The organism is Halomonas cupida, from assembly GCF_900142755.1.
Lineage (GTDB): Bacteria > Pseudomonadota > Gammaproteobacteria > Pseudomonadales > Halomonadaceae > Halomonas > Halomonas cupida.
Genome location: NZ_FRCA01000023.1, coordinates 1 through 7252 on the forward strand (window position 1 = coordinate 1; position 7252 = coordinate 7252).

5 protein-coding genes are annotated in these 7252 nt (G+C 55.6%); all 5 read left to right on the top strand.

Annotation, left to right across the window (positions count from 1 at the left end):
* The coding region (locus tag BUE38_RS21940) for a DUF2345 domain-containing protein (RefSeq protein ID WP_143166432.1) at nucleotides 1-447 on the top strand (447 nt) is incomplete at its 5' end.
* Complete coding sequence (locus BUE38_RS21945) at nucleotides 448-1335, top strand: DUF4123 domain-containing protein (RefSeq protein WP_073437385.1); 888 nt, start codon at nucleotides 448-450, stop codon at nucleotides 1333-1335.
* Between the two features lie 5 nt (nucleotides 1336-1340).
* Entirely contained in the window at nucleotides 1341-4721 is a 3381-nt protein-coding gene (locus BUE38_RS21950) for a T6SS effector BTH_I2691 family protein (RefSeq protein WP_304363410.1), read from the top strand.
* Between the two features lie 4 nt (nucleotides 4722-4725).
* Nucleotides 4726-5571, top strand: a complete 846-nt coding sequence (locus tag BUE38_RS22785) for a tetratricopeptide repeat protein (RefSeq protein ID WP_073437387.1) — start codon at nucleotides 4726-4728, stop codon at nucleotides 5569-5571.
* 86 nt (nucleotides 5572-5657) lie between these two features.
* Nucleotides 5658-7252, top strand: a 1595-nt coding sequence (locus BUE38_RS22265; RefSeq protein WP_234987142.1) for a type VI secretion system Vgr family protein, incomplete at its 3' end; no start/stop codon positions are given.

The following is a 7252-nucleotide window of genomic DNA, read 5'->3' on the forward strand; positions in this document are numbered from 1 at the left end:
TTAAGTGTGACCAGCGGCGAGGACATCAACCTTGCCACCGGCAAGAGCCTGATCGCCACCCTGTCCGAGAAGCTGTCGATGTTTGTCCAGCGGGCCGGCATCAAGCTGTTTGCCGCCCAGGGCAAGGTCGAGGTTCAGGCCCAGAGCGACAACATGGAACTGACCGCCGAGAAGGATCTCAAGGTCACCGCCACCGAAGGCAAGGTCCACCTGAGCGCCGCAGACGGCATCCTGCTGGCCAGCGGCGGCGGCTACGTGCGCATCAAGGGCGGCGATATCGAGATCCACGGCCCCGGCAAGGTCGACCTCAAGGGCGCCCAGCACCAGTTTGCCGGGCCGACCAGCCTGGACGCACCGCCGGTGGAGTTGCCGGAGTTCGAGGACAAGACGTGTGCGGCCAGAAGTAAATCGGCTTCCGAGAATGGCGATGGATTGCTGGAGCGATGAATGGAAACGCAAGATACCGCTGAGCAGCTCATCGAGACACTGTCCTCCTGCTCCGATTCTGGCCGGATCTATACACTGGTTGATCCCGCCCATTCGCCGCAACGTAGGCTGACGTTGGAGGAGCTGGATGCTTGTATTCAGCTCGCGCACCCCTTCATATCCCAACCCCGTGATCAACGGCTCTACCTTCAACCGTTCAACAGGAAGGCAGAGAGTTTGCGTCAGGTGCTCTCTCGGGAACGTGAATCATTGCCCGATAAACGGACAGGGCATGTCGCCTTCTGTGGTTGGGTGTTGTGTAGGTGTACTCCGCATGCCCTGAACTCCCACATGGAGAAGCAATTGACGGTGTCGTCTCCCGAAGGTAACACCGCCATGCTGAGGTATTACGATCCGCGGGTGATGGAAAGATTGGAAGTCATTCTTGAACCAAAGCAGATGGCGCATCTATTGGGTCCCATTGAACACTGGTTCTATTTCGATCACAGAAAACGGCTCCGACAGATTTCTCGACCAACTGCGGAGATGCACTTGGGCAAGCTCACCCTGTCCTCTGAGCAGTGGAGCGCGATCAAGAGAATTGGTCAGGTGAACCTGTATTGGGACAAGTGGGATGAGTTTAAGATGGGTTCAAAGCCGGATATCACGCCAGCACACATAGATGCTCTGATTGAGGCTTCGCAAAGGATTGGTCTGGAAGATGACAAGGATCGCTATTTCTTCGTGATGCACGGGCTGGTCAACGGTCAGCGATTCCATGAACACCCTCTCATCCAGAGCATCCTGGAGAGGATGACGGCCTCCGAGTCCTATGTATCCTTGACAGATGGATTGAAAAGCAGTGACTGGGAGCAGGTAAAGGAAGAGACAGGGAGGTGGCCGCAGTGAGCGATATGAATCTTAATGAGATGCTGCATGAGGATAAGGGTATTCCTCCGGGCAGTGGAAAATGTGCGTACTGTGAACGGGATGGCTTCCCCATTCTTCCTGTCCGCTATGCCATATGCCAGATGGACTCCGATAGTGAGGCTGTGCCGGGTGTTCCCGAGGGGCGAGTCAGTGAACTGTTTCCACATGACAAGGAAGGCAATCCCGTTGAGCTGAATCTTGATGCTTCTGTCGATAGTGAAGGTGAAGTCACATACGACCGCGAGAAGCAGAACAAGTACATCTTGAGAAAACTGCGTGGCGGTTTCCTCTACGTCTACGACGAAGGCAACCAACAGTGGCTTGCCTATGCCATCAGTGATACTGCAGAACTCAAGCGCTTTACGCCAGATACACCGCCGGAGGAGCGAGAGCCTTCTCAATTTTCCTGCAATCAGGATGGACATAGAGAACATGCGTCTCTGGTCACCTTGGGTAATGTAACGCGTACCGGGGTCGCATGGTTTGCCTACGTTGAAAGCCCCTGGTCAAGAGCTTTTCTGGACGAAGTGGCTTCCGATGCGGAATGGCGCCAGAAGAATATGCAGCGCTTTGATGTCGATAGTTGGCTCAATACCGGACAGGCCGCCCATGCCTTCCCCCAGGATAGCATCGCCGAGCTGGTTCCCGAATACATACCCAATGGCGATGTCGCGAGGTACCACCTCTCCAGGCACTATTTCCCGGCTCGAGAGGATTTAACCGGTGAAGAGCTGAATGACCTGCAGGCAGCCATGGATGAACGCATTGCGAACAGTCCGGGGCTGGAAGGAAAAGTGGGTAAAGGAGTGGTGCTGGCGATCAAGGATGAAGTGGGGATTGTTGAGGAGCTGAATCATTCTCGTCAGAAGCCCATCGAGGAAATGCGCGAGTTTCAGAGGCAAGGAGACAATGCACGCCGGTCGCAATGGCTGGCTGCTGTCACCAAGTTGAAAAAGGCTCTGGAGGATGCAGCACAAGACCAGATCGCCAGCATCGATAGTAGTGTGGCTGATGAGATAAAGGGCCTGGAGGGCTCTCTTGATCAGCAGATGCAGGAGTTGGATGAGCACTGGCAAGAAAAGATCCAGGGGGCTTCACCTCGCGAGAAGCGCGCCTATCAGGAGCACTATGATCAAATTCGTTCCCAGGGAATCAATGGGCGCTATGGCGATCCTCAAACCATAGGTCGCTACATTGAGCTGACCAATGAGCGCAGCAGCAAGATCGCATCCACCAACGAGGATCTTGCAAAAACACTGGCTGAATTCTCTCAGTACTACGATGACAAACAGAGAAAGCGTATTGAGGAAGCGCTGAAGCCCTATGAGAATTCCATTGACAGTGATCTACCTCCCATGGATGCCGATTACGCGCAGTGGGTTGTGCATGGACTGAGCAACGCACTGGACCGATATGACCATCTCGATACCAGGTTTGGTCTCAGAGTCACGGAAATTGTCAATGGTTGCCTGCAGGGCGGTGCTTTGACATCAAACAGCAAATGGGCCTGGCAAGTCCTGATGGAGCAACTTCATTTCGCGGACTCTCCTCTGCTTCGTGCTTATCTGCACAACAACCAGGAGGCATCAGAGAAGTTTGCCGAAGACACGCTGGAACTTCAGGATGTCAAGTCGTTCTTCGGCAAGGCGAAATTGAAGGACTGGTACGATCAGCTCAAGCGTCTGAGGAAGGTTGCCAACAACCATTGGGGTCTCGACGACTTCACTGCCGCTCGAAAAGCACTTTCTGGTCTGGGCAGCACCATCTTTGGTGGGGCCGGTACTCTGATGAACCATGAGTCTGCCGCTCAGGTAAGCAGACAGGAGATGATTGCTCCACGAACCGGTTTGATGCTGCAGTACGCTCGTTTGTTGCAGGTGGACAGGTTGGTGTCTACTCCGGATGGCGACTTCACCTCGCAGGCTGCGTATGTGGTGGAAATGGATGTTGCCATGGGCGAGTACAGTCGCACGATGAACTATCTGGCGAAGCGCGATGGCTCGCCGGTACTCAACGGTCAGGATCTGCAGTACGTGGATCCGATCGACAATGGCGAGCGTCGAGGTGGCAACTTGCCTGGCAACTATGTCGCGGATGAAAGTCGCGTCAAGGTGTTGTGGCAAGTCCAGGAGACGGAACTGGAGCGCTTCGCAGCCTATGTGGAAGGCTCTGGTGATATTACTGAGGGAGGGGCTCCCAGGACGCTACGAATCACCGATCAGTATGCCATGTTGCAGGAGCAGAGGCGCCTGCATGCCAGGCTATGGTCCGGTGACAATGCCTTGCGGCTCTTCGATGCTGTATTTGCCATGATCAGCTTCTACGATATCGGAAAGTCACTGGCCAGCAAGCCCAACAGCCTTGAGCACTGGCTCAAGCTGATGGGCACCATCGCGTCCGTGACGCAATTGGCGTTCGAGGCGGCGACAGCATTGCAGGTACGCCGGGGCCTGGCGCTTGGCAGTCGAGGCGCAGCTTCTGCTGCATCCATCGCCGCCCGCACCAGCAGAGCCGCTGCACGTATCGGCAAGGTATCTTCTGCCATCAGCATTCTCGATGGCTTCCGTGTGCTGAGTGAGGCGGTATCGCTGAGCCGCAGGGGAGCAGTGAGCACTCAGGTGCAGGGCAAGACCCTGCTGGGCAGCGTCATGGTATTTGGTGGAGTCGTGGCGCTTGCCGCCAGTTCGCTGGTGGTAGTGCCTCTGGTACTGGGCATCATCACCCTGATTATCTCCTATCAATTGATTCAACTGGTTCCTCTGAACATCCGTACCTGGCTGCGCCGTAGCCTGTTCGGGCTGGAGCAGGAGCGTTTCCGCTTCATCCCGTTTGCCAGTGCCGAAGAGGAACAAGCCTCTCTGCAGATGGTCTTCAGTGGGATTGTGTTCGATATGGACATTGTGCGCTTCAGCGAGACCTTGCCAGGTGCTCTGGCAGCGACTTCCCGAGCGGCCTGGGGCGAGGCCGTGATCCACGAGATGATGGGTGAAGAAGATCCGCTACAGAATACCTGGAAACTCAGTGTCTCCGTGGAGTTGCCTAGTGAGCTGGAAGGGGAGTTGAGAGTTCAAATAACCCACAATCATGAGCAAGGGCTGTCCCTGTATTTGGGAGGGGCAAAATATAGTGTTGGTAGTGTCGTGGAAATCGACCAATATGGCCAAGAGGTGGCCGCTGCTCTTCCTCAATCTGAAGAAAATAGGTGGATGTTGAGGGAGAAGGGTAATTCCAATAAACCCGATGAACGGTCTGTGATAGTGTATAATAATTATGTTGATATGGAGGCGGGGGAAGTGCACGCGGAGGTTGGCTATAGAGATGGCTTTTCTGCTGACAGAGGTGAAGTCTTTATCGTGAGGCTGTGATTGTATGAATAAGTTTTTGTTTTTGTTTTGTTTATTGTTTTCTTGCTGGGCAAGTGCAGAAATAGCCTTTCCTGACCAGGAGAAGCAAAATTATTACCGTGACCAGGATGTTGAAGTTAGTTTAGGAAAGGCGAAATCAGGCGATGCAGAAGCGCAGTACTTGGTGGGGAGTGCTTACTTGCTTGGTCTTGAAAGCCAGGATGTTGAGGTGGATTATGAAAAGGCATTTTGCTGGTTAAGTAGGTCTGCGAACCAAGGCATTGCGGAAGCCCAGTATGAGTTGGGGAGGATGTACCGCTATGGTCTGGGAGTCGATAAAAATGGGAAGAAATGGGAAGAATATACCAGCCAAGCTGGAGAGCAAGGGTTGCTCTCAGCCTATGGCGATTTGATGGATGTATATAGAGAAGGCGATAGAGATCTTGGTATTGATGAAAATGGAGAGAAATACTTCTACTGGTTAGAGAGAAGTGCTGAAGCAGGACATGCTCTATCCATGGTGAATATGTCAATTAGTTATCGGTATGGGTATAATGTTGAGGTGGATGTTGATAAATCATTTGAATGGTTGATGCAAGCAGTAGAGCAGGATGATCTGATGGCACAGGGTCTGGCTGGGGAGTATTTTGAAAGAGGTTTAGGTACAGAAAAGGATCTGGTCATGGCATACATGATGTATGATTTGGGGGGGACAGGAAGAAACCCAGAAAAACAAGCTGTGGCTGAGAAGATGACTGACGAGCAAATTCAAGAGGCTGTTTCCCGATCAAGACAGTGGCAGGAAGAACATAATAATATTCGCCCCAGCTACTATGGCCTTGAGCATCAGGAGGATGGTAGTTATCGGTAGGAATTGTCCGAGTCGGAGTTTCTTGTCAGTTAGTTGGTTGTTGTAATCGTCCAACTGACTGGCCTGACGATATCGGGACTTGGGTGGTGGGGGGGAGGCAGACCATTCGCTTCCATCGCCATGCCACCGAGACCGAGGATTCGATCACCCAGTGGAGCGGGGTGCGTCAGCAGCAGCCCACCCGTGTCAGCTTGGCCTCCTTCGATTACAAGCAGCCTGGCCTCGAGAAGCGCAGCGGTCTGGAGACAGTGCGTGATCAGGGCAACCTGCCCGAGATGGAAGTCTACGACTATCCAGGTGAGTACTACTATCACGGTCATGAGCGGGGCGAGCGTCTGACACTCAACCGCCTCGAGGCGCTGGAGTCACAGGCCAAGCGATTCCGTGGTTCGGGCGGGGCTCGTCAGTTGCAGGTGGGCCAATGGTTTGAACTCAGCCAGCACGCCCGCCATGCCTCGGGTATCAACAGCCGGGGTGATGAAAGCGAGCGTCAGTTCCTGGTGCTGGGCCTGAACATCCATGCCGAGAGTGCGCTGCCGGTCTCTGCCCATCTGAAGACCCTCCCCGGTAGTCTGCAGCCCCAGATCGATGCGGCCTTCGATGCCCATGGTCTGAATGACGACCGGCAGGATGACGAGGAGTATCGGGACAACTACCGGCGTGTCGGCACCGGCCACTATCTGGTGGACTTCGAGTCCCAGCGCCTCAGCCAGTCCTACCGTTCCTTCCTCGACCATCCGCGCCCGGTGATCGGTGGCCCGCAGACCGCCACTGTCGTTGGCCCCGAAGGCGAGGAGATCCACACCGACTCGCTCAACCGGGTCAAGATCCAGTTCCACTGGGATCGCCAGGGCAGGCGCGACGCCAGTTCCAGTTGCTGGGTGCGTGTCTCCCAGCCCAATGCCAGCGGTCGCTGGGGTGGTGTCTTCGTACCGCGCATCGGTCAGGAGGTCATCGTCGACTTTCTCGAGGGCGATGCCGACCGGCCCCTGATCACCGGTCGCGTCTACAACGGCGACCAGACCCCCGACTGGCACAGCAACGGCCTGCTGTCGGGCTTCAAGACCAGCACCTACCGAGGCGGCAAGTTCAACGAACTGGTGTTCGACGATGCCACCGATCAGGAACGGGTCAAGCTCAACTCCGAACACAGCAAGAGTCAGCTCAATCTCGGTTACCTGATTCACCAGCAGGGCAATACCCGGGGTGCCTTCCGTGGCACCGGCTTCGAGTTACGCACCGATGCCTATGGAGCCGTGCGTGCCAACCAGGGCCTGCTGCTGAGTAGCTGGGGCCAGATCGGCGCCAACGGCGAGCAGCTCGACATGACCCAGGCCCAGCAACAGCTCCAGAGCGCCTCGCAGCTGGCGGATAGCCTCAGCGAAAGCGCCACTGGCCACAACGCCGAACCGCTGGAAACTCGCCGCGATATCAAGCAGGCCAGCGAGGATGCGAAAGGGCGCTACGGGATCGCGGAGAGCAGCGGCCAGGTCGACTTCAACACTGCCCAGGGGGCGGCTCAAGGCGGTCGTGGCGAGGCCGCGCGGCTGGATGCCCCCTGGTTGCACGCCACCTCACCGGCGGGCATCGCCATGAGCACGCCGGAATCCACCCATCTGGCCCAGGGCAAGTCATTAAGTGTGACCAGCGGCGAGGACATCAACCTTGCCACCGGCAAGAG